Here is a 21,690-nt window from a genome sequence, read left to right as displayed (position 1 = left end):
ATGTATAGCCGAGATCGCTTAGAAGACAATCGAAGGTAATGGCTCGCGCAGCCTCCAGGAGAATTGCTGATGACGCCGCTCAGTCCCGCTGAGGGCCCGCATTGGGTCGCCGGGATGATGCCTCTGGCGGGGGTGGATCCGCTCGCGGGGGCCGGAAGCCTGGGCATTCCCTCCTTGTATTGGGAGCGCCCGGTGGCCCGTGAGGCGGCCGCGGGGTGGGGCGAGGCCGGGGTGCGCGAGGCGCAGGTGGCGGCGGAGCTTCCCTCGGTGCTGGGCGCGCTGGGGCACGAGAGCGTGCGGTGGTTGGGGCCCGTGCCCACCCGCATGCCCGGGCCCTGGTTCGGCGGCATGCGCTTCAGCCCTACGGGGCAGGTGGATGGTGCCTGGCGCTCGCATGGGCTCGCCCGCTGGACGTTGCCGGAGGTGCTGGTGTGGCGCGAGGACAATGCGCTGTACGTCGCGGCCTTCGCGTCCGAGGCGCAGGGTGGGGCGGACGCGGTGCGCTCGCGGCTGGCGCGCGTGCGCGCGTCCTTCCCGGAGGAGTACCGCCACGCGGCGGGCGCCCCGGTGGCGCTGCGCATGTCGTCGTCGCGGCGGGACTTCGAGGCGCTGGTGGACCGGGCGGTGGAGGCCATCCGCACGGGCCAGTTGCACAAGGTGGTGCTGGCGCGGGCGATGGACGCGGAGGGGCCGGAGCCCTTCGACGTGGTGGACGTGCTGGCGCGCCTGCGCGAGCAGAACCCCCGCTGCGCCACGTTCCTGTTCCGCGCGCCGGACGGGACGGGCTTCCTGGGCGCGACGCCGGAGACGCTGTGCCGGGTGGACGGGCGCGTGCTGGAGACGGAGGCGCTGGCGGGGTCCGCGGCACCGGGCGGCGAAGCGGTGCTGGATGCCAGTGACAAGGACCGGCGCGAACACGAGGCGGTGGTCCGCTACATCCTCCAGGCGCTGGAGCCGGTGGCGGCGAGCGTGTCCGCGGACGCGCAGCCGTCGGTGCTCGCGCTGAAGAACGTGATGCACCTGCGCACGGGCATCCGCGCGCGGCTGGGCGAAGGCGTGGACACCGCGCAGGTCGTCACCGCGCTGCACCCCACGCCGGCGGTGGGCGGCACGCCGAGGGAGCTGGCGCTGTCGTTCCTGGTGGAGCACGAGGCCCTGGACCGGGGCTGGTACGCGGGGCCGGTGGGGTGGGTGGGGCCGGGGCGGGCGCACCTGGTGGTGGCGCTGCGCTCGGCGCTGGTGCGCGGCGCGCATGCCCGGCTCTTCGTGGGCGCGGGCATCGTCGCGGGCTCCAGCGCGGAATCGGAGTGGCGGGAGACGGAGATGAAGAGTCTGGCCATGCTGCGCGCGCTCGGGGGCGGCGATGTCGTCGGACGCTAACCTCAACGTGTTGTGGGCGCGCGCCCTGCTGGAGGAACTGGTGCGCGGCGGGGTCCGGCACGCGGTGGTGTGCCCGGGGTCGCGCTCCTCGGCGCTGGCGCTCGCCTGCGTGCACACGCCGGGGCTGCGCACCTGGTCGGTCATCGACGAGCGCAGCGCGGGGTTCTTCGCGCTGGGCATGGCGAAGCAGTCGCGGCAGCCCGTGGTGGTGGTGGCGACCAGCGGTTCGGCGGGCGCGCACTTCTATCCAGCCATCATCGAAGCGGCCATGGCCCAGGTGCCGCTGGTGGTGCTGACCGCGGACCGGCCGCTGGAGCTGCAGGGCTGGGGCGCGCCGCAGACGGTGCCGCAGGCGCGCTTCTACGGTGAGTTCGCGCGGATGTTCGCGGACGTGGGCCTGCCCGAGTCGCACAGCGCGGCCATCGCGCACCTGCGGGCCACGGCCGCCCGCGCGGTGAGCACCGCCTGCCGCGCGCCCCGGGGCGCCGTGCAGCTCAACGTCCCGTTCCGCGAGCCGCTGGCGCCCGTCGCCCAGGACTTCGGCGTGGAGAAGCTGTCGGCGCTCGCGAGGGAAGGGCGCCCGGACGCGCCGCTCACCCGCATCCTGCCGCCGTCGCGGATGCCGGATGCGGCGGCGCTGGACATGGTGCGGGCGCGCATCGCCGCCACCGAACGCGGGGTCATCCTCTGCGGTCCGCGCGACGAGGACGACGGCTTCGCGGAGGCCATCACCGCGCTGAGCCAGGCGACCGGCTACCCGGTGCTGGCCGAAGCCGCCTCCCAGGCGCGCTATGGCGGCGGCCCGTTGACGGTGTCGCTCTACGACGCGCTCCTCCGGCACGAACCCTTCGCGCGGGCCCACGTCCCGGAACTCGTCCTGCGCTTCGGCGGCGGGCTGACGCCCAAGTCCCCGCAGCAGTGGATGGATGCGTCCAGCGCGGACGTCATCGTCTTCAGCGACGAGGGCGCGCTGTATGATCCGCCGCACCGGGCCTCCGTGGTGGTGGAGGGCTCCGCGGTGCTCGCGTGCCGCGCGCTGACGGCAGGTGTGGCGCGGGGCGCGGGCCGCTGGGCCCAGGGGTTCATGGCCGCGGAGCGCAAGGCCCGTCACGCGCTGGAGACCGCGCTCGCGGAGCGTCCGGACGCGCTGACCGAGCCCCGGCTGGCGCGCGAGGTGGTGGCGGCGCTGCCGGCCGGAGCGCTCTTCTTCGTGTCCAGCAGCATGCCCATCCGCGCGGTGGACGCCTTCGCGCAAGGGGGCGGGGTGCCGCTGCGCGTGCTGGCGAACCGGGGGGCCAACGGCATCGACGGCATCGTGTCCAGCGCGGCGGGCATGGCGGCGGCGGCGGGGCGGCCCGCGGTGCTTTTGTCCGGCGACCTGGCGCTCTTGCACGACCTGGGCGGACTGGTGACGGCGGCGCGGGCCCGGGTGCCCCTGACCATCGTCGTGGTGAACAACGACGGGGGCGGCATCTTCTCCTTCCTGCCGCTGGCGCAGTCCGCGAAGCCGGACGAGTTCGAGACCCTCTTCGGCACGCCGCACGGCGTGGACCTGTCGCACGCGGCGGCGCTCGCCGGCGCCCGGTTCCACCGCCCCACGACGCCCGCGGCCCTGCGCTCGGCGGTGCGCACGGGGCTGGAGGGTGGCTTCCACCTCGTGGAGGTCCAGGTCGACCGGGCCACCAACGTGGACGAGCATCGCAACCTCTTCGCGCGGATGGCCACCGCACTGGGAGAAGGACCATGGGTGTGAAGCTCGCGCATGACACCTGGGGCGAAGGCCCCCACACGCTGCTGGCGCTGCACGGCTTCACCGGCAGCGGCGCCTCGTTCGAACACCTGAAGCCGCTGCTTGGTCGCTCCGTGCGCTTGGTCGCGGTGGACCTGCCTGGCCACGGGCGCACGCCGCTGCCCGACAAGACGGGGCGCGACGGCTTCCTGGAGACGGTGGACGCGGTGGTCCAGCTCGCGCGCGAGCTGGGCGGCGGCGCGGACTCGGTGGACCTGCTCGGCTATTCGCAGGGCGCGCGGCTGGCGTTGGCCGCCTCGGTGCAGGCGCCGGAGTGCTTCGGGCGGCTCATCATGGAGAGTGGCTCGCCGGGCCTGCACCGCCGTCAGGAGCGCTCCGAACGGCGCGAAGCGGACGCGAAGCTCGCGGGCTTCATCCGGACGAAGGGCGTGGAGGCCTTCGTGGAGCGCTGGGAAGCGCTGCCGCTCTTCGACGGGCTGCGCCGCCTGCCCTCGCCGCAGCAGGACGCGCTGCGCGAGCGCCGCAAGGCGTGCACGGCCGCGGGGCTGGCCGGGGCGCTGGAGTGCCTGGGCCTGGGCGTGCAGCCGGACTACTGGCCGTCGCTGCACCGGCAGCGGCTGCCCACGCTGCTGCTCACCGGAGATCAGGACGCGAAGTTCACGAACCTGGCGCGGCGCATGGCGGCGGAGCTGCCGGTGGTGTGGCGCCACGCGTTCGCGGGCAGCGCGCATGCCCCGCACCTGGAGGCCCCGGAGGAGTACGTGCGGGAAGTGCTCTCGTTCCTCCAGACGCCCTGGTACGAAGCGCCGCAGTTCGAACCCGCCATCCTGGCGCGAGAGGCGTCCCACTCGTGAGCACCCTGGTTTCGAGTCACTCCGACGCCGCGCCTCCCCGGCCCACGGTGAAGACGTGGCTCATGGCCATGCGCCCGAAGACGCTGACGGCGGGCGCGGTGCCGGTGCTGGTGGCCACGGCGCTGGCGTACGGCGAAGGCGTGGGGCGCCTGCTGCCCGCGCTCGCGGCGCTCCTGGGCGCGGTGCTGATCCAGATCGGCACCAACTTCATCAACGACTACTACGACTTCAAGAAGGGCGCGGACACGGAGGAGCGCCTGGGCCCGAAGCGCGTGACGCAGAGCGGGCTCATCGCGCCGGCCACGGTGCTGATGGGCGGGCTCACGTGCTTCGCGCTGGCGACGCTGGTGGGCGTGTACCTGGTCGCGGTGGGCGGCTGGCCCATCGTGGCCATCGGCGTGATGTCGCTCCTGTGCGGCTACGCGTACACGGGAGGCCCGTACCCGCTGGGCTACCATGGGCTGGGCGACCTGTTCGTGCTGATCTTCTTCGGCGTCGTGGCGGTGACGGGCACGTACTACGTGCAGGCCGGCACGGTGGGCCCCGCGGCCTGGTGGGCGTCGCTGCCCGTGGGCGCCATCGGCACCTGTCTCATCGTGGTGAACAACCAGCGCGACGCGAGCACGGACGTGAAGGCCGGCAAGCGCACGGTGGTGGTCCGCTTCGGCGCGGGCTTCGGCCGGGCGGAGTACGTGCTGCTGTTGCTGGCCTCCTACGCCACGCCGTTCGTGTTGTTCGCCAAGGGGCTGACGAGCGGCTGGGTGTTCCTGCCGCTGTTGAGCCTGCCGCTGGTGGTGACGCCCCTGAAGCTGATGCTGAAGTCGGAAGGGGCGGCGCTCAACCCCGCGTTGGGGGCCACGGCGAAGCTGCAACTCGTCTTTGGACTGTTGTTCGCGCTGGGCCTGTTCCTGCGCTGAAGGAGCGTCATGCGCATCACCGAGGCGACGCTCACCCCCCTGCGACTCACGCTGGCCCGTCCCCTGAAGACGGCGAGGGGAAACTACGCCACGCGCGACGGCTTCATCGTGCGCCTGACGGACGAGGACGGCCGCATGGGGCAGGGCGAAGCGATGCCCCTGCCGGAGTTCGGCACGGAGTCGCTGGCCACCACGCAGCAGGTGCTGCGCGGCTGGCTGGACACCCTCAAGGGCCAGTCGCTGGATGACAGCATCGAGGGCATCGAGGCGACCCTCGCGCCCTCGCCCGGCGACGAGCTGCGCCCCCTGGGCGTGAAGATCCGCGCGTCGAACCTGGACGAGCACGTCCCCGCGGCGCAGCACGGCCTGGAGCTGGCGCTGTTGGATCTGCTGGCCCAGCGCAAGGGCGTCCCCCTGTGCTGGCTGCTCGCGGAGGAGGCGCGGCCAGAGGTGCTGGTGAGCGCGCTCTTGATCGCGGAGGAGCCCAAGGCCCTGGCCCAGGAGGCGCGGGAGGCGGTGGCGGAGGGCTTCCAGACGCTGAAGGTGAAGGTGGCGGGCCGTCCGCTGGACGAGGATGAGGCGCGCGTGCGCGCCGTCCGTGAAGCGGTGGGCCCCCGGGTGCGCCTGCGGCTGGATGCGAACGGTGGCTGGACCGAGCCCGAGGCCAACCGCGCCCTGGACCGCCTGGGCTGGTACGAGCTGGAGCTGGTGGAGCAGCCCACGCCGCCCGAGGACCTCCAGGCGCTGTGGCGGGTGCAGCGCCGCGCCCCGTGCATCATCGCCGCGGATGAGACGCTCGCCACGCCCGCGGCCGTGCGCGCGCTGCTGACGATGGACCTGGGCGGAGGGCCGGTGGTGGGCGCCGTGGTGATCAAGCCGATGGTGCTCGGGGGACTGCTGCCCTCCATGGTCGTGGCGCTGCGGGCGGCCCGGCTGGGCATGCACGCCTACGTCACCAGCTCCCTCGACGGCGTGGTGGCCCGGGCCGGCGCGGCGCACCTGGCCTCCGCGCTGCCGTCCGGGGAGCTGGCCTCCGGGCTCGCCGTGGGAAGGCTCTTCGCGGACGAACCGCTGGACCATCCCTATCGTCCACGGCACGGCCTGTTGCGCCTGCGCGACGTGCCCGGCCTGGGGCTGACGCCGGAGCTGCTCGAAGTCCCCTGAGGAAGCAGCGCCCCAGCGCTTCACGGGGCGCGTCTGGCGCCGCGGAGTTCCCGACGATGCGTGTCACCTGTCCCATCCACGAAGGCGCGCGGCGGCACCCGGACGCGGAGGCCCTGCGCTTCGAGGGGCGGGCCTGGACCTACGGCGCACTGGACGCGGAGGTGGCCCGCTGGACCGCCGCGCTGGAGTCACGAGGCCTGGGGCAGGGCGACCGCGTGGCGCTGCTGTCGACGAGCCACCCCGCGGTGGCCTTCCTCTTCTGGGCCCTGGGCCGCGTGGGCGCGGTGTTCGCCCCGCTCAACGCAAGGCTCACGGCCGCGGAGCTGCGGCCCCTGCTGGACGCCGTCACCCCCCGACTCACGCTCGCGCTCGAACCCCTCCGTGACCGGCTTCCCGGCGCGCAGCCGCTGGAGTCCCTGGCGGCGCATGCCTCCGGGGTCTCCGACTCGCTCCAGGCCTGGGAGGAGGACCTCCCCCGGGTCATCCTGTTCACCAGCGGGACGACGGGCCGTCCCAAGGGCGCCGTGCTCACGGAAGGCGCCTTCCGCGCGTCGTGCCGGGCCTCCTCCGCCAACCTGGGCGCGCACCCCGCGCCGCGCTGGCTGGGCACGCTGCCGCTGTTCCACGTCGGCGGCCTGGCCATGCTCACGCGCACCGCCTACGAGGGCGGCTGCCTGCTCCTGCACGAGCGCTTCGACGCGGAAGCCGTCAACCGCGCCATCGACACGGAAGGCGCCTCGCACGCGAGCTTCGTCGCCACCACGCTGGAGCGGGTGCTGGACGCAAGAGCGGACAGGAGCCTGCCGGACTCCTTCCGGTGCGCGTTGATTGGCGGCGGCCCCGTGCCCACGGCCCTCCTCACGAGGGCCCGCGCCGCGGGGCTGCGGGCCCTCCAGACCTACGGCCTCACCGAGGCCTGCTCCCAGGTCACCACCGAGCGCCCCGACGAAGCGGACGGCCGCACCGCGGGCCCGCCGCTGCCGGGCCTGGAGGTGCGCATCGTCGGGACGGACGGCGTGCCGCTCGACGTGGGCCAGGAGGGTGACGTGGAGGTGCGGGGCCCCACGCTGATGGCGGGCTACTGGAACCAGCCTGCGGCCACGCACGAGGCCCTCCGCGACGGCTGGTTGCGAACGCGGGACGTGGGGGTCCTGGACGCGCGCGGTCGCCTCACGCTGCTGTCGCGCCGCACGGACCTCATCGTGCGCGGAGGTGAGAACCTCTACCCGGCGGAGATCGAAGCCGTGCTCGCAAACCACCCCGCCATCGCGGAGTCCGCGGTCGTCGGCGTGCCGGAGCCCCACTGGGGGGAGGTCCCCGTGGCCTTCGTCGTCCTGCGCCCCGGCCACGCGCTGCCGGGGGACCTGGACGCGTGGTGCCGCCAGTCGCTCGCGCGCTTCAAGGTGCCCTCGCGTTTCGTCGTCCTTGAAACATTGCCACGCAACGCGATGAGCAAGGTGGAGCGCACCGTCCTGCGCCGCCAGGCGATGTCTCAACCGATGTATCAGGCAGGGTCTTGAATCACCCGCACGACCAGTCAAGTGGGTTTAGATAGACTCGCTGAGTCGACCTGTTGGGTCGGGTAGAGTCGTCCGCCGTGGGGGGCATCCTGGGAGGGAGCTCACGGTGAGCAACACGGCGGAAGCAGTGAAGGCAGCAGGGCAGTCAGGAAGCGTTGCACCCGAAACTCACGGAAATGGGGCGCCCGGCGCGATGAAGTGCCCCCATCTGGGCGCTCAATACAACCCGTTCTCGGGCCCACACGTCGAGGATCCGCATCCGTTCTACGCGGAGCTCCGGCGGGATGCGCCCGTCAGCTTCAACCCCATGTTGGGGATGTGGCTGGTCAGCCGCTATGAAGACATTTGTCATGTGTTGAAGGACCCCACGCGGTTCTCGTCGGCGGACATGGGCAACGTGGGCTCGGTGCTGGCCCCGGAGACCCTCGCGGTGCTCGCCGAGGGCTACCCGCTGGCGGACAGCCTGTTGAACTCGGATCCCCCCACGCACACCCGTCTGCGCAAGCTGATGGGGCGGGGCTTCTCCGCGCAGCGCATCGCCGCGCAGGAGGGCCCCATCCGGCAGGTCTCGCAGCAGCTCATCGACGCGTTCGTCCATGAGGGGCAGGCGGACCTGGTGACGCAGCTGGCGTATCCGCTGCCCGTCCGGGTCATCCTGGGCATGGTGGGCGTGCCCAAGGAGGACATGGCCGACATCAAGCACTGGTGCGACGACTTCTTCCGGATGATCTTCACGCGCGTCCCCGCGGAGGAGCAGCCGCCGCTCGCGCGAAGCTGGGTCACCTTCCAGCACTACGTCGCCCGGCTCATCGCCAGCCGGCGCAATGATCCGCACGACGACCTGGCCAGCTACCTGGTCACCACCGACGCGGACGGAGAGGCCCTGTCGCTGCCGGAGCTCATCATCGCCATCGCGGGCAGCCTGCTGGCGGCGGGGCATGAGACCACCACCGCGCTGCTCGCCCAGTGCTGGAAGCAGGCCCTGCTGCAGCCTGGCCTCTGGCAGCGGCTGCGCGAGGATCGCTCGCTGGTGCCGCACCTCATCGAGGAGACGCTGCGCTTCGACTCCGTCTCGCACGGGATGATCCGCACCGCCACGGAGGACGTGCAGCTCGCCGGCGTCGCGCTGCCCAAGGGCTCCCGGCTGCTGCTGCTCTACGCTTCGGGGAGCAGGGATCCGGCGCTGCTGGCGGACGGGGATCGCTTCGACATCTCCCGTCACCACCCGTCGCACCTGGGCTTCGGCCGGGGCATCCACTTCTGCATCGGCGCGCCGCTGGCCCGGCAGGAAGCGCTCATCGCGACGAACCTGCTGCTGGATCAGCTGCCGGACCTGAGCCTCGCGCCGAACCCGGACTTCGGGACGATGCAGAACCTCACCATCCGCGCCATCCAGCACCTGCCCGTGCGGTGGACCCCCCGGAACGGCTGAGCCACCCGGCGCTCCGGCCCCGCCCGTGAGCCCCACGGGCGGACCGGGGCGCCCCGGTGCTCAGCACTCCGAGGCGGGGTGGCCCCAGGGATTGGTGCGCGGGTACTGGCGCAGCAACGTGCAGAGGCGGTGCGCGGCGAGCATCGTCGCGGACTGCCGCGGCGGCTCGGCGTGCATCGCCGTCTGTCCCAACCGGGCCGCCTGAAGCGCCAGCGCGTGCTGGACTTCCGGAGACCAGCGCTTGAATTCGAGCCATTCCATGGGCTTGCTCCTCCTTGAGGGAGCGGCCATTGAACGCCCTTCAAACCTGGAAATCACGACGCCTCGCGTTGGCCCTGGGCGTCACTGACCGCCTGCCGACAGCCCACTCAGGCCTGCGACGGATTGGCGGGTCGGCCAATGAGCATCATCAGGCCGAAGGGGTTCCCTTCGTTGGTGAGCCGGTCGATGTCCCACACGTAGTCGTCGCTCAGGCCCTGGGTCAGCTCGCGCATCTCCTCGATGGAGTAGGTCCGCAGGCAGGACACCACGCCGTCGAACGCCGCGGCGATGGGGATGAGGGGCATCAGATAGGTGAGGGCCAGCCGGTCCATCCGCACGGGCCGGATGAAGGGCGTCGTCAGGGGCACGTTGATGAGGGCCGCCGCCGTCATCGCGATGGCCGGCCCGCGCCGCTCCACCAACTCCATGATGGCGATGCCCCGGCGCTGGGCCACGGCATCCGCCAGCACCTTGCGCGCGGCTTCCGGCGGCAGGTGGTGGAACGAATTGCACATGATCCGGAAGCCCTTGTACGTGGCCGGCACCGCCGTCGCGTCCACCGGCGTCGACACGTAGTCCACGCGGCCCGGGTTCGCCGCCTTCACCTTCTCGAAGGCGGACACCTCCGGATACAGGTCCGTCAGGAGCGCCGTCGCGGTGTATTTTTCCTGCGACTCCAGCATCTCCAGCAGCTTCGGCACCGGCCCCGCGCTGCCCGACGCCATGTCCAGCAGCTGCGTCTCACCCATCGCCGCCATCGCGCCCTTGAGCCGCCGCACGAACTCCACGTAGCGGTCATCCGAAAGGCTCCACACGTAGGCCAGGAAGTCCGTCACGCCACGGCGGAGGACCTTCGGGAACCACGGCTGATCCTCTAGCTCGAAAAGTTGCAGTCTGGGCATAATCGCTGGGCGCTCCAAGGGGCTCAGGGGGAGACGGCTTCCGCCACTGTCGCCCACTCCAGGGCGACGCACAAGAGGCGCCCGACGGGTGTATCAGCGCACATCCACCTGCCCCGGATTCAAATCCAGACACCGAATCCATGCCGCTGGTGCGTAACTTTGAAGCCTTGCAGGAATATACGCCCCCTGGGACGCGCCGCAGGGGGGCACGCGCGCCGTCGTATGGGCAGACATGCAAGGTTTTTGGGGGGGTGCGTTTTAAGAATAGGTGGAAGTACTGAGGGACCGGCGCCGACACGGCCGGGGAGTGGATCACCGCGGAACATTGAAACATCGATGTTTTCGCGGGGTTGCAAGGGTTTGGCAGTATCCTTAACTACGACCGAGGGGGGGCTTCGGTCGGCAGGTCGCTCGGTAGCACGGTTGATGGATCAGCTCGCACACAACGGGAGGGGAGTAATGGCTCCGGAATCTGTTGATGTGATCGTCGTCGGAAGCGGCCCGGTGGGTGCCATGGCGGCGAACCTGCTGGGGCAGTACGGGCTGCGCACCGTGGTCATCGAAAAGGAGACGGTCCCGCACACCCAGTCGCGCGCGATCAACGCGGACGACGAAGCGCAGCGCATCTTCCAGGCGGCCGGACTCACGGGCGAGCTGGGGCCGGGCTTCCACCCGTGCTTGAAGATGACGTACGTGGACGACGAGATGCGGGTGCTGGCGGAGGTGGACTTCACCCAGGTGGAGCGCCCCAACGGGCACTTCATCGGGTCGCTGTTCAGCCAGCCGCGCCTGGAGGCGTCGCTGACGCGCGGCATGGGGCGCTTCCCGAGCGTGTCGCTGTGGCGCGGCCACGAAGTCGAATCCTTCATGCAGGACGAGGACGGCGTGTCGGTGCGGGTGAAGGAGGCGGCCACGGGCCGCACCCTGACGCTGCGCGCGCGCTACCTGCTGGCGTGCGACGGCGCGAAGAGCAGCATCCGCCGGCGGCTGGGCCTCAAGCTGGAGGGCACCACGGCGCTCGCGCACGCGCTGGCCATCACCGTGGAGACGCCGTCGTCGGCGCCGGACTTCACCTACTACCCCTGCGGCCCGAAGCGCGTGGGCATCGTGACGCGCACCGCGCACGACGAGATGCGCTTCGACACGGTGGTGCGGCCCGGGCAGGACCTGGAGCACGTGCGCAGCCCCGAGTACGTGCGCGGCATCATCGCCCCGTACATCGACCCGGACTCGGTGCGGGTCAAGAGCGTCAACCTGTACGCCTACCACAGCCGCATGGCGGAGAAGTGGCGGGTGGGCCGGGTGTTCCTGCTCGGGGACGCGGCGCACCTGATGCCGCCCTTCCTGGGCCAGGGCGTGTGCTCCGGCCTGCGCGACGCGGCGAACCTGTCCTGGAAGATCGCGCACGTGCTCAACGGCGCGGCGGAAGCGTCGCTCCTGGACACCTACGAGGTGGAGCGTCGGCCGCACGCGGCGGAGATGATGCGGATGTCGGACGCGCTCGGGTCGATGCTGTCCTCGGGCGGCCCGCTCATGGCCCGCGCGCGCAACGCGTTCATCAACCTGCTGTACCGGATGCCCGTCACCGGCCCCTTCATCCGCGAGTACAAGATGAAGCCGAACCTCTTCCACGCGGAGGGGTTCCTCTTCGGCGGCAAGCGCGGCAAGTCCAAGCAGGCCGGCGAAGGCGCCTACTTCCCGCAGCCGCGCGTGGAGCACGGTGAGGAAGGGGAGCGTCCGCTCGACGACGTCATCGGGCAGCGCTTCGCGGTGCTGACGCGGCCGGGCGCGCCCGCCGACGTGCAGCAGGCCGCGAAGGCCCTGGCGGAGGACATCGGCGGTGTCTGGCTGTCGGTGGCGCCCGCGGCGCGCTCCGGCGCGGGGCGCGCCGGAGAGGTGGTGGACCTGGAGGGCAAGCTCGGCGAGTGGTTCGCCCAGCACGCGTCCGACCTGGTCGTCCTGCGGCCGGACCGGTACGTCTACGCGGCCACGAACCGCGCGGGCGTCGCGCAGGTCCATGCCGCGCTCAAGAAGGACGTCCGGCCCTTCAGCCGCCGAAGCAGCCGCGTGTCGCGCCGCATCACGTCCATCGGGGCCTGAGCGCCAGGCCCGCGCAGGGCCTGGAGCTCCACCGTCGGCGTCTTCAGCAACAGGGACTTCAGGCCGCGGCGGCCTGGAGCATCCGCTTCGCCTTCTCCATGCAGTCGCCGTAGAAGCGCAGGTAGATGTCCAACGCGCGGGCGCCCGTCTTGCCAATGGTGTCCGCGTGCTCGGGCTTCTGGCTCAGCAGCTTGTTGAGCATGACCTCGTTGAGAGCCGTGTGGCCCACGTCCAGCTCCACGTGCTCCTTGATGAACGTCAGCGAGTTCATCACGTCATCCCCGAGCACGCGCTTGCACTGCTCGATGAGGCGGGGCGCGAACACCACGGACAGGTTCTCGATCTCGTACTCGATGGCGACCTGCGCGCCCGGCATGGCACCGTTGATGGTGTCCTCGTGGATCTGCCGGTACTCCAGCATGGCCGGCGTCGGGGCCTGGGCGAGCAACTGCTCCGCGTCCAGCTTGGGCATGCGGCGCGCGTTCCACCCGGCCACCAGGCTCTTGGTGTCCGCCACCATCATCAGGTGGTGACCGGCCTCGTGCTTGGCGTGGGAGATGAGCTGCCGGCCGACCTCCTCCAGGCCCGCGACCTTCGTACAGGCCTCACCGGCGCGGCGGATCCATCCGTCCACGGGCTCCGTCATGTACACGCCCAGGGCACACAGCTGGATGAGGAACCCCTCCAGCAGGGCGGGATCCACCTTCTCGTCCAGCAGCGTCGTCACGTGGGGGCCGGACGCGAGGACGTGGCGGACGTCGGAGACGTGGGGGAGGTACTGGGTATCGACGAGGGGCTTGCTCATGGGGGGACAGTCCTCAACGGGAGTGGGCACCGCGGCGCCCGATGGTGAGTTCGCTGATGTGCTCCAGGAAGTCCGGAACGAGCTTCGAGGAGATGATCCACATGTAGGGATCCGGCCCGTCGTGCAGGCCGCACTCCTGCACGTAGCTGCCGCCTTCGTCCTCGCGCAGGTAGAGGAAGGAGGGACGGCGGCGCGCCAGGTACCAGTTCCGGGCCGCGTCCATCAAAGCCGAATAGGCGCGCGTCCCGTCCTCGACGAGCGAGAACATGCGCGTGTTGTCGAGCAGGCGGAAGAGGTTGGCGCCCAACTGCCCCAGCTCCATCACGGCGGCGGCGTAGGGGATGCCGTGGCGGCGGGCCACGAGGATGGAGCGCTCGCGCTCCATGCCGTAGCTCTTCCACTTCTGCGTGACGGGCGTCATGTCCAGCCGGTCCCGCGTCAGGTCCAGCGACTCCACATAGCAGTTGGGGAACTGGCGGGCGACGGTGGCGGCCAGCAGGCTCAGCTCACCGGCGGTGGCGGGGCCCACCTCGAACTCGCGGTGGTCGCGGCCGCTCAGCTCGTGGCTGAACGCCTTCATCTTCTGGATCTTCCGCGTGAACGCCAGGCCCGCGCCGGTCGCCATCTGGCGCTCCGCGTAGCGCACGTGCGCCTTGGCGATCCACGGGTTGAGGGCCTCCACGTAGGCAATCACCCAGTGGAAGTCCGGGTCGCTCTGCGGGTGCTCGAACGTGCGCAGGTAGATGTCGCGCATGATCTGCCCCGCCTCCTGCACCCCCGGCGGCGGCTTGCCGGGCCGCTTCGCCACCTGGTGGCCCAGCCACGCGTGGCGGTACGGCTTGGTGAAGGACAGCGTCGCTTCGATGCCGCGCTCGGACGGCCACACCGCCTGGCAGAACAGCTGCGGCACTTCCGCGGCGCGCTTGGCGAGCGTCGCGAAGTTGTGCTTCAGCTCCTCGAACTCCTCTGGGGAGCTGCCCCCCAGGCTGAAGAAGCCGGAGCGGTTGAACAGGTCCCAGAGCTGATCCACCAGGCCCTCGCTGGTGCGCGTCGCGGGGGACATCGTCTGCGACACGAAGCGCACCCAGCGCGCCTCGTCGGACGAATAGGGCAGCACGCTCAGGCCGCACAGCACGGTGCCGTCGGCGCGCACGCCGCTGACGTAGCGGATCTCCCCGCGCACGCTGACCAGCTGACCGTCGCCCAGCTCCAGCTCGATGAGCGGCGGCAGCAGCCCCGGGAACATCAGGTCCTGCGGCGTGCAGCGCACGCACAGGCCGGAGAAGGACAGGTCCAGCACCTCGCGTCGCAGCAGGCCCTGCTCGCGCCACAGCGGGTGGTGGAAGCGGGCGCGGATGCCCTCGGGGGCGGGGACGCGGCGGTGCCAGCGGTGACGGATGCGGAACAGCTGGGCGGGCAGGGTGGTGAAGAGGCGGTCGCCCTCGCCATGGCCCGTCTCCGCGCGCAGGCGGTAGGCGGAGTTGTAGCCGATGACGTCGATGTCGTACGCCGGGTCGCCCCAGTCCGGGGTGGGCTCCTCGGTGCGCCACTCCAACTGGCCGGAGGCGGCGTGGAAGCGCTCCAGCACCATGCGCACCACGCGGCCCTGGCGGCGCAGCACGCCCTTGTTCCCGGACGCGCAGATGGCGGAGAAGATGGAGCGGATCCGCTCCGGATCCACGATGGTGTCCTGCACGGGCAGCGCGGACGCGGCCGGCTCCGCCACGCCCCGGCGCAGCGCGTCCGCCAGGAACGCCAGGATCTCCCGGCCCTGCTCCAGCGTCACGCCCACCAGCTGCAGCCCCACCGGCGCGTGCGGCATGTCCGCGTCCGTGCGGATGAAGGCGCCGTTGAGCGGCCCGATGGTCGCCCCATTGAAGGACAGGTACACGGGGAACGTCCGCGCCTCGGACGTGTCCACCTGGGGCTCCCGCGGCGCCACCCACACCACCGTCGGGCTCAGCCGGGTCACTTCACCCAGCACCGCGTCGGGACTGCCCAGCGCGCAGGTGATGGCCGTGGGACCGGTGCCATGCAGCGAATAGCCCGAGTCATCCAGGGCCGCTTCAGCGGGAGGTAGGGGGATCACGTTGCGCAGCGCATCGCCACTGCCGAACTCGATTGCGTGCCGGAACTTCGCGGATGCCGGAATCCCTCCATCCATCGTCAGGACACCCCTTCTGCGGGCAGCGACACCAGTCATGGTCGGCGATGTTGCGAGCACAACACTCCCTCCCTGATTCAGTGAAGACGCTGACGGCTCTGGATTCTGGGACCGCATCATGGGGAATCTGTCCGTAACAGTCAAATCGAATTTATGCACCTGGACTGTTTTTCCTGCCCCTGGGTTGACTCACCCAGGGTCAAAACCGACCAAGGCGGGGTACGGGTTTTCCGAGGAGTAATGCGTACCCGGGAGGCACATCTTCATCGCCAAGATGGCGCATAACTGTAAGGCCCCAAAACAGAAACCGAGAAACGAACACTGTCCGACGGCCGTGCAATGGACGCCTGTCAGAGACGGCCGTTATGGTTTCTGCTCCAGGTCAAGGGTGGGGAGACGCGAATGAGCGCAGCGCTCGAGGCGAACGGGTCACCAGGGGGCGGGATGGCACCGTCTGGCGGGCTGGAGTCCGTGGATCTCCCGGACGTCTTCCAGGTGAACGTGGCGCAGTCCGCGCGCGACGCCCTGGGGCTGCTGGGGGCGACGCGGCGGCTGCACGGGGTGGAGGTCGCGCTGGAGCTGCCCGAGGACCCGGTGATGGCCCGGGTCAGCCGGCGCCGGCTGGAGCAGGTCTTCCTGCTGCTCATCGCCCACGCGGCGGACACGGCGACCCCCGAGGCCCGCACGGTGCGGGTGGTCGTGGAGCCCCCGGACGACTTCGGGGACGTGGGACCGCGCTTCCAGGTGGTGATGCCGGGCGTGGCCCTGTCCGAGCGGGAGGTGCGCTCGGTGGTGCTGTCCCCCCTGCGCGTGGGCACCACGCACCGGCGCCTGGCGCGGGCGCGGGAGCTGGTGGACGCCATGGGCGGCGAGCTGTCCGTGGAGCGGCTGGAGGCGGGAACCGGCGTGGTGATCCAGCTGCCCGCGCCCGGCCTCGCGAGCTTCTAGCCCGCGAAACCTGGGAAACGCGGCCCCGCCTTTTCCGGCCATTGGCTGCGATAAGCGCGGCGCACTTGCGGTGCGTCCAAACCCGGTGCCGCGCGGCCAAACTCCTTGACGACCGGGGGCGGGTTCCAGAGTATCCGCCGCCTCTCAATACCCGGTCCAACTCAGGAGTTTGCGTTCATGGCGCCTCCCTCTGGCGAGAAGATCACCCTGCAGAACGGCAAGTTGAACGTGCCGGCGAACCCGATCATCCCCTACATCGAGGGTGACGGCACTGGCCGTGACATCTGGAAGGCCTCGCAGGCCGTGTTCGATGCGGCGGTGGAGAAGGCGTACGGCGGCAAGAAGAAGATCTCCTGGCTGGAGGTCCTCGCCGGAGAGAAGTCCTTCAAGCAGGTCAACAACTGGCTGCCGGATGAGACGATCGAAGCCTTCCGCACGTACCTGGTCGGCATCAAGGGCCCGCTGACGACGCCGGTGGGCGGCGGCATCCGTTCGTTGAACGTGGCGCTGCGCCAGATGCTGGACCTGTACGTCTGCCTGCGGCCGGTGCGCTACTTCAAGGGCGTGCCCAGCCCGGTGAAGCAGCCGGAGAAGGTGGACATGGTCATCTTCCGTGAGAACACGGAAGACATCTACGCGGGCATCGAGTTCGAGGCCGGCACGGAGGCCGCCAAGAAGTTCCAGGCCTGGCTGCAGCAGGAGTTCCCCAAGGACGCGAAGAAGGTCCGCTTCCAGGAAGACGTCGGCTTCGGCATCAAGCCCGTGTCCAAGGAAGGCACGGAGCGCCTCGTGCGCGCCGCCATCCAGTACGCGGTGGACCTCAAGCGCAAGAGCGTGACGATCGTCCACAAGGGCAACATCATGAAGTACACCGAAGGCGCCTTCCGCAAGTGGGGCTACGACCTCGCGGCGAAGGAGTTCGGTGACAAGGTCTACACCTGGGATCAGTGGGAGGCGACCAAGGCCGCCAAGGGCGAGGACGCCGCCAACGCCGAGCAGAAGGCGGCCGTGGGCGCGGGGAAGATCCTGGTCAAGGACTCCATCGCGGACATCACCCTGCAGCAGGTGCTGACCCGTCCGGACGAGTTCGACGTCATCGCCACGCTGAACCTCAACGGCGACTACCTGTCGGACGCGCTCGCGGCGCAGGTGGGCGGCATCGGCATCGCGCCGGGCGGCAACATCAACTACGTCAGCGGCCACGCCATCTTCGAAGCGACGCATGGCACGGCCCCGAAGTACGCGGACCAGGACAAGGTGAACCCGGGTTCGGTCATCCTCTCCGGTGAGATGATGCTGCGCCACCTGGGCTGGCACGAGGCCGCGGACCTGATCATCAAGGGCATGGACCGCGCCATCGCCGCGCGCACCGTGACCTATGACTTCGCGCGCCTGATGAAGCTGGAGTCGCAGGGCACCGTGACCGAGGTGAAGTGCTCGGAGTTCGGTCAGGCCATCATCAAGCACATGTAGTCCCCACCCGGTAAGCAAGAGGGCGAAACCATGGCTCACAAGAAGAAGAAGATCGGCCTCATCGGCGGCGGTCAGATTGGCGGCAACCTGGCCCTGCTGGCGGTCCAGAAGCAGCTCGGCGACGTCGTGCTCTACGACATCCCGGCGGCCGAAGGTCTGGTCAAGGGCAAGGCGCTGGACATCAACCAGCTGTCCGCGGTGGACGGCCTGGACTGCCGCGTCACCGGCTCCACGGACTGGAAGGACGTGGCCGGCTCGGACGTGATCATCATCACGGCCGGCGTGCCCCGCAAGCCGGGCATGACCCGCGAGGACCTGCTCGACGTCAACCTGAAGATCATGCGGGACGTGGCGGGCAACATCAAGCAGCACGCCCCCAACGCCTTCGTGATCAACGTCGCGAACCCGCTGGACGCGATGGTGTACGCACTCCACAAGATCGCCGGCCTGCCGGACAACATGGTCGTGGGCATGGCGGGCGTGCTGGACACCAGCCGCTTCAAGTGCTTCGTGGCGGAGGCCCTGGGCTCCTCCATCCGTGACGTGGAGGCGCTGGTGCTCGGCGGCCACGGCGACGACATGGTGCCCCTCGTTCGCCACAGCACCGTGGGCGGCGTGCCGCTCACCCAGCTCATCGCCAAGGACAAGCTGGACGCCATCATCGACCGCACCCGCAAGGGCGGCGCGGAGCTGGTGGGCCTGTACAAGACGGGCAGCGCCTACTTCGGGCCGGCCGCCTCCTCCATCGCCATGGCGGAGAGCTTCCTGTTTGATCGCAAGCGCGTCCTGCCGGCCGCGGCCATGCTCAAGGGCCAGTACGGCATCAGCGACTTCTTCTTCGGCGTCCCCGTGCAGATCGGCGCGGGCGGCGTGGAGAAGGTCATCACCGTGGAGCTGAACGACGCGGAGAAGGCTGAACTGAAGAAGTCCTACGAGTCGGTGAAGCAGACGGTGGAGCTCGTCAAGCTGTAGCCTTCACGCATCGGTCGGTCGGGCCCGCCGGAATGCTGCCGGCGGGCCGCCGCCTGATGCCGCGAATGATCCGGGCTTATCGTCCGGCGCACCGTCGTTGCGGCGGTATTTTTCCAAGTTAACTAGCGTGTAGGACTCGCACGGGATGATCGGGCGCGGGTGGGCTGTCGCGAAGCGGCTTCAAGCGACCCACCGCAGGCAGGGCCCGGCATCTGGCAGTCAAGGAGACGATGATGGCGGCAGCAGCGCGATTCACGGTGGTGGGCGGCGGTCTCGCCGGGCTGATGACGACGATCAAGCTGGCGGAGGCGGGTCACCAGGTGGACGTGCTCTCGCTCGTCCCGGTCAAACGCTCGCACTCCGTCTGTGCCCAGGGCGGTATCAACGGCGCGGTGAACACGAAGGGTGAGGGTGACCACCCGGACATCCACGTGATGGACACGCTGCGCGGCGGCGACTTCCTCGCGGAGCAGACGTCCGTGAAGGGCATGTGCTACGCGGCGCCCGGCATCATCTACCTGTTGGATCGCATGGGCGTGACGTTCAACCGCACGCCGGAAGGGCTGCTCGACTTCCGCCGCTTCGGCGGCACCCTGCACAACCGCACCGCGTTCGCGGGCGCCACCACCGGCCAGCAGCTGCTGTACGCGCTGGACGAGCAGGTGCGCCGCTACGAGGCGGAGGGCAAGGTCACCAAGTACGAGTACTGGGAGTGGCTGGGCACGGTGAAGGACGGGAACGGCCGCTGCATCGGCAGCGTGGCCATGGACCTGCGCACCATGGAGATCCGCACCTTCCCGGCGGAGGCCGTGTGCCTCGCCACGGGCGGGCCGGGCATCGTCTTCGGACGCTCCACCAACTCCATCATCAACACCGGCACCGCCGCGGGCCGCGCGTACATGGAAGGCGCGCTGTACGCCAACGGCGAGTTCATCCAGGTGCACCCGACCTCCATCCCGGGCGAGGACAAGCTGCGCCTGATGAGCGAGTCGGTGCGCGGCGAGGGTGGCCGCGTCTGGGTGCCGCGCAAGAAGGGCGACGTGCGCGCCCCCCGGGACATCCCCGAGTCGGAGCGCTGGTACTTCCTGGAAGAGAAGTACCCCAAGTACAAGAACCTGGTGCCCCGCGACGTCGCGACGCGGGAGATCTTCATGGTCTGCCGCGACCTGGGCATGGGCCTGGGCGGGCGCGACGGCGTGTACCTGGACGTGACGCACATCCCGGCCAAGACGCTCGACGCGAAGATCAAGGGCGTCATGGAGATCTACGAGAAGTTCGTCGGGGATGATCCGCGCCACACGCCGATGGTCATCTTCCCGGGCATGCACTACTCCATGGGCGGCCTGCACGTCTCCTTCGAGGCGGATGCGAAGACGCAGACCCCCAAGGACGGCAGCCCGGTCAACCAGACCACGCGCATCCCCGGCCTGTACGCGGCGGGCGAGGCGGACTACGCCTTCCACGGCGCGAACCGCCTGGGCGCCAACTCGCTCCTGTCGTGCATCTACTCGGGCATGATCGGCGGCCCGGCGATGGCGTCCTTCGCCAAGGCGAACGAGGTCAGCGCGGCGGCGATGCCGGAGAAGTACTTCAACGACGCGAAGGCCTACTGGGTGGACCGCTTCGCCACCATCAAGGCCATGAACGGCGCGGAGAACCCGTACCAGCTCGCCAAGGAGCTGGGCGACGTGATGACGGAGAACTGCACCGTGGTGCGCTACAACGACCGCCTGAAGAAGACGGTGGAGCGCATCCGCGACCTGAAGGACCGCTGGAGCCGCGTCAACGTGCTGGACACGGGCGTCGTCGCCAACCGCGCGCTGTCCTACACCAACCAGGTCTGGAACATGCTGGAGCTGGGAGAGGTCATCGCCACCAGCGCGCTCATGCGCGACGAGAGCCGCGGCGCCCACTACAAGCCGGACTTCTCCCTGCCGGAGCCCAAGACGAAGGATCCGCGCCAGGATCCGACCTGGATGGAGCTGTGGAAGAAGCGCCACGAGAAGTGGGCGAAGACGACCATCGCCAGCTACGCGACCCAGGGCCCGGAGATTTCCTACCAGGACCTGCCGACGCCGGTGCTGGACCCCGAGCCGCGCTGGTACGCATAGGCGCGGGCAGGCGACTGTTTCTCGGACCCGCGTGCGGTACGGCGCGGGACTCCGCTACCTGATTTGGCAGTGAAGGGAAGGGCTCGAGCACCATGGACACCGCACAGGCCAGCGCCGTCAGCACCCAGACCATCACCTTCCGCATCTGGCGGCAGGTGGATCCGAACCAGCCGGGCCACTTCGAGGAGTTCAAGGTCCCCTATCGCAAGGGCGCCAACGTCATCTCCTGCCTGATGGAGATCCAGCGCAACCCCGTCACCACGGACGGCAAGAAGGTCGCCCCGGTCATCTGGGACGCCGCCTGCCTCGAAGAGGTGTGTGGCAGCTGCGCCATCAACATCAACGGCCGGGTGCGCATGGCGTGCTCCGCGCTGGTGGACAAGCTGGAGCAGCCCATCACCCTGGAGCCGATGAAGAAGTTCCCGGTGGTGCGCGACCTCACCGTGGACCGCGAGCGCATGTTCGACGCGCTCAAGCGCGTGAAGGGGTGGATCCCCGTCGACGGCACGTACAACCTGGGCCCCGGCCCGCGCCAGTCGCAGAAGGACCACTCCGTGATGTACGTGCTGTCCACGTGCATCACCTGCGGCAGCTGCCTGGAGGCGTGCCCCCAGGTGACGGTGGACAACGACTTCATCGGCGCCGCCGCCATCAGCCAGGCCCGCCTGTTCAACATGAACCCCACGGGCAAGCTCAACGCGGAGGAGCGCACGCGCGCCCTCATGGGCCCCGGTGGCATCCAGGACTGCGGCAAGTCACAGAACTGCGTGAAGGTCTGCCCGAAGGAGATCCCCCTCACCACCTCCATCGCGGTGATGAACCGTGAGGTGTCCAAGCTGATGATCAAGGACATCTTCTTCAAGGAAGAGGATCAGAAGGCGTCGAGCGGTCCGGGCTAGGTCCTCCCGCACGCTCCCCGTGCCTGCTCGCGGCCCCG

Annotated in this window: 17 protein-coding genes; 13 read left to right on the top strand and 4 right to left on the bottom strand. The window is 70.0% G+C overall.

Annotated elements, in window-relative coordinates; all coding sequences use genetic code 11:
• Positions 1 to 69 precede the first annotated feature (69 nt).
• The 7 genes from OV207_RS37265 (at position 70) to OV207_RS37235 (ending at position 9,017) form a co-directional block, all read left to right on the top strand.
• On the top strand, positions 70 to 1,380 hold the full coding sequence (locus tag OV207_RS37265) for an isochorismate synthase (RefSeq protein ID WP_324291602.1): 1,311 nt from the start codon (positions 70 to 72) through the stop codon (positions 1,378 to 1,380).
• Positions 1,364 to 3,133, top strand: a complete 1,770-nt coding sequence (gene menD, locus OV207_RS37260) for a 2-succinyl-5-enolpyruvyl-6-hydroxy-3-cyclohexene-1-carboxylic-acid synthase (RefSeq protein ID WP_193430158.1) — start codon at positions 1,364 to 1,366, stop codon at positions 3,131 to 3,133. The genes OV207_RS37265 and menD overlap by 17 nt, the downstream gene beginning before the upstream one ends.
• On the top strand, positions 3,124 to 3,984 hold the full coding sequence (menH, locus tag OV207_RS37255; RefSeq protein WP_267559805.1) for a 2-succinyl-6-hydroxy-2,4-cyclohexadiene-1-carboxylate synthase: 861 nt from the start codon (positions 3,124 to 3,126) through the stop codon (positions 3,982 to 3,984). The genes menD and menH overlap by 10 nt, the downstream gene beginning before the upstream one ends.
• Complete coding sequence (locus tag OV207_RS37250; protein ID WP_267559804.1) at positions 3,981 to 4,901, top strand: 1,4-dihydroxy-2-naphthoate polyprenyltransferase; 921 nt, start codon at positions 3,981 to 3,983, stop codon at positions 4,899 to 4,901. The genes menH and OV207_RS37250 overlap by 4 nt, the downstream gene beginning before the upstream one ends.
• A gap of 9 nt (positions 4,902 to 4,910) precedes the next feature.
• Positions 4,911 to 6,065, top strand: coding sequence for an o-succinylbenzoate synthase (gene menC / locus OV207_RS37245; protein WP_267559803.1), 1,155 nt, complete (start codon positions 4,911 to 4,913; stop codon positions 6,063 to 6,065).
• A 56-nt stretch (positions 6,066 to 6,121) separates the two neighbouring features.
• Positions 6,122 to 7,585 carry an o-succinylbenzoate--CoA ligase gene (gene menE, locus OV207_RS37240; protein ID WP_267559802.1) on the top strand — a complete coding sequence of 488 codons (1,464 nt, stop codon included), beginning with the start codon at positions 6,122 to 6,124 and terminating at the stop codon, positions 7,583 to 7,585.
• A gap of 193 nt (positions 7,586 to 7,778) precedes the next feature.
• Entirely contained in the window at positions 7,779 to 9,017 is a 1,239-nt protein-coding gene (locus OV207_RS37235; RefSeq protein ID WP_227028031.1) for a cytochrome P450, read from the top strand.
• A gap of 60 nt (positions 9,018 to 9,077) precedes the next feature.
• Here the strand turns inward: OV207_RS37235 and OV207_RS37230 are convergent, their stop codons facing one another.
• Both OV207_RS37230 and OV207_RS37225 read right to left on the bottom strand, forming a co-directional pair.
• On the bottom strand, positions 9,078 to 9,278 hold the full coding sequence (locus OV207_RS37230; RefSeq protein WP_193430152.1) for a hypothetical protein: 201 nt from the start codon (positions 9,276 to 9,278) through the stop codon (positions 9,078 to 9,080).
• Between the two features lie 107 nt (positions 9,279 to 9,385).
• Positions 9,386 to 10,180, bottom strand: a complete 795-nt coding sequence (locus OV207_RS37225; RefSeq protein WP_193430151.1) for a class I SAM-dependent methyltransferase — start codon at positions 10,178 to 10,180, stop codon at positions 9,386 to 9,388.
• A 426-nt stretch (positions 10,181 to 10,606) separates the two neighbouring features.
• On the opposite strand from OV207_RS37225, the gene OV207_RS37220 reads away from it, so the two are divergent.
• A complete protein-coding gene (locus OV207_RS37220; protein WP_324291601.1) occupies positions 10,607 to 12,280 on the top strand; it encodes a bifunctional 3-(3-hydroxy-phenyl)propionate/3-hydroxycinnamic acid hydroxylase in 1,674 nt (557 codons plus the stop codon).
• Between the two features lie 58 nt (positions 12,281 to 12,338).
• On the opposite strand, the gene OV207_RS37215 is transcribed toward OV207_RS37220, so the two are convergent.
• Together OV207_RS37215 and OV207_RS37210 are read right to left on the bottom strand one after the other, a co-directional pair.
• Complete coding sequence (locus tag OV207_RS37215; RefSeq protein ID WP_267559800.1) at positions 12,339 to 13,085, bottom strand: iron-containing redox enzyme family protein; 747 nt, start codon at positions 13,083 to 13,085, stop codon at positions 12,339 to 12,341.
• A 13-nt stretch (positions 13,086 to 13,098) separates the two neighbouring features.
• Positions 13,099 to 15,249: a hypothetical protein gene (locus OV207_RS37210; RefSeq protein WP_267559799.1), complete on the bottom strand. Its 2,151-nt coding sequence runs from the start codon at positions 15,247 to 15,249 to the stop codon at positions 13,099 to 13,101.
• A gap of 444 nt (positions 15,250 to 15,693) precedes the next feature.
• Here OV207_RS37210 and OV207_RS37205 point away from each other — a divergent pair, with 444 nt between their 5' ends.
• The 5 genes from OV207_RS37205 to sdhB all read left to right on the top strand — a co-directional run bounded on the left by OV207_RS37205 (position 15,694) and on the right by sdhB (position 21,652).
• Entirely contained in the window at positions 15,694 to 16,197 is a 504-nt protein-coding gene (locus OV207_RS37205; protein WP_227028030.1) for an ATP-binding protein, read from the top strand.
• Positions 16,198 to 16,374: 177 nt separating this feature from the next.
• A complete protein-coding gene (gene icd / locus OV207_RS37200; RefSeq protein ID WP_193430146.1) occupies positions 16,375 to 17,670 on the top strand; it encodes an NADP-dependent isocitrate dehydrogenase in 1,296 nt (431 codons plus the stop codon).
• 30 nt (positions 17,671 to 17,700) lie between these two features.
• Positions 17,701 to 18,642, top strand: a complete 942-nt coding sequence (gene mdh / locus OV207_RS37195; protein WP_193430145.1) for a malate dehydrogenase — start codon at positions 17,701 to 17,703, stop codon at positions 18,640 to 18,642.
• A gap of 233 nt (positions 18,643 to 18,875) precedes the next feature.
• Positions 18,876 to 20,753, top strand: a complete 1,878-nt coding sequence (sdhA, locus tag OV207_RS37190; protein WP_193430144.1) for a succinate dehydrogenase flavoprotein subunit — start codon at positions 18,876 to 18,878, stop codon at positions 20,751 to 20,753.
• Between the two features lie 92 nt (positions 20,754 to 20,845).
• Positions 20,846 to 21,652 carry a succinate dehydrogenase iron-sulfur subunit gene (sdhB, locus tag OV207_RS37185; RefSeq protein ID WP_267559796.1) on the top strand — a complete coding sequence of 269 codons (807 nt, stop codon included), beginning with the start codon at positions 20,846 to 20,848 and terminating at the stop codon, positions 21,650 to 21,652.
• Positions 21,653 to 21,690 lie beyond the last annotated feature (38 nt).

The sequence above is a fragment of the Corallococcus sp. BB11-1 genome (genome assembly GCF_026626625.1).
Classification (GTDB): Bacteria; Myxococcota; Myxococcia; order Myxococcales; family Myxococcaceae; genus Corallococcus; species Corallococcus soli.
The sequence above is the reverse complement of the archived record's forward strand: the minus strand, read 5'-3'. Positions and strand labels throughout refer to the sequence as shown.